The following is a 1,316-nucleotide window of genomic DNA, read 5'->3' as shown; positions in this document are numbered from 1 at the left end:
CGTAGTAGAGGGTGTTGTGTGTGGTGTCGGGGAGGTAGAGGATGTCTTTGCCGTCGGTGTTTTGTTGTACTGCGAGCCGGTCCGCGCTCACGCCCGGAGCGGCGGACTGTGAGGTCCAGGTTCCGTCGGTGTTCTGGGTCGCGACGAAGACCTGGTCGGTGCCGGTGGTGGTGATGTAGTAGATCCGTTTGGTGTCTGTGGTGTTCCAGGTGATGCCGAGGGCTGCTGTGGTCTGGGTGTTGGTGTATACGGTTTTGCTGGTCCAGCTGCTGCCGCTCGGGTAGGCGTAGTGCACGTGGAAGTTGCCGTTGCTGTCGGCGGAGCGGTAGCGGTAGGTGATTTTCGGGGTGGAGTTGTCGAGGGTGAGTTTGGCGCTTTGTACTGCGGGGCCGGTGTAGGTGTTGTCGGTGCTCCATTCCTCGCCGGTGGTGAGGTTTTGGATCACGTCGGAGGTGGCGGGGGTCGTGGGGGTGGTGAGGGTGGTGCCGGTGCTGTCGGTGAAGGTGCCGGTGGCCGGGTCGTGGCGGAGGTAGGACAGTTGGTGGCGGAACGCGGTTGCCGGGGCTTTGGCCCATTCGTACAGCAGGTGTACGCGTCCGGCGGGGTCCACGGTGATGTCGTCGGGGTACACGGAGCGGTTGGGTGCCGCGGCGAAGGTGGCGACGGTGCTCCAGCGTGAGGCGGCGTTGTCCCAGCGGTACAGCTTGCCGGGCCGTTGGTCGGCGCCGGCGCCGACGCGGGCGGCCAGGTACAGGTCGCCGTTGGGTGCGGTGGTCACGACGGGGTAGGTGATGCCCACGCCCTGGTCGGGCAGTTCGGCCGCGTGGTCGGTGACGTCGGTGCCGGGGGCCTCGGTGCGGTAGTAGCGCCAGGAGTTGGCGTGCATGGAGGCGAACACGTGCAGGCGGCCGTTGCCGTCGCGTGCCACGGAGGGCTGGTTGTGCCCGTTGTCGTCGGGGAACTCGGCCTGCTGTCCGTCGCTGTTCAGCAGGGGGAGCCGGCTCCAGACCCCGTCGGGGTCGCGCCGGGCGATGGCCGGGCGGTGGGTGGCGGCCGTCGAGCCGGGTTCGTTGAAGGCGAAGTACGTGTACTGGCCGCGTCCCTTGTACGTGGCGACCGGTGTCCACCAGGCGGCCTGGTTCGAGGAGTCCATCGCGTAGGGGACCTTCTCGACCACCGTCGCCGCGGCGTCGCCGGCGCTGTCGGCGTGGGCGGCCTGCGGGGCCGTGAGCAGGGAGGCCAGGGCCGCGGCCGAGGCGGCGTACGCGCGTGCGGGGGGACGTCGCAAGGTGAGCTCCTTCGCGGGCGTGGGGGTG

The 1,316-nt window shown here is 68.8% G+C and carries 1 protein-coding gene; it reads right to left on the bottom strand.

Annotated features, from left to right (window positions below):
- Positions 1–1,288, bottom strand: a 1,288-nt coding sequence (locus EAO76_RS22410; RefSeq protein ID WP_148837744.1) for a BNR-4 repeat-containing protein, incomplete at its 3' end; no start/stop codon positions are given.
- Positions 1,289–1,316: the final 28 nt, after the last annotated feature.

Origin of the sequence: Streptomyces sp. sk2.1, from assembly GCF_008120935.1 — a bacterium.
Lineage (GTDB): Bacteria > Actinomycetota > Actinomycetes > Streptomycetales > Streptomycetaceae > Streptomyces.
This window is presented reverse-complemented; position numbering and strand designations above follow the sequence as displayed.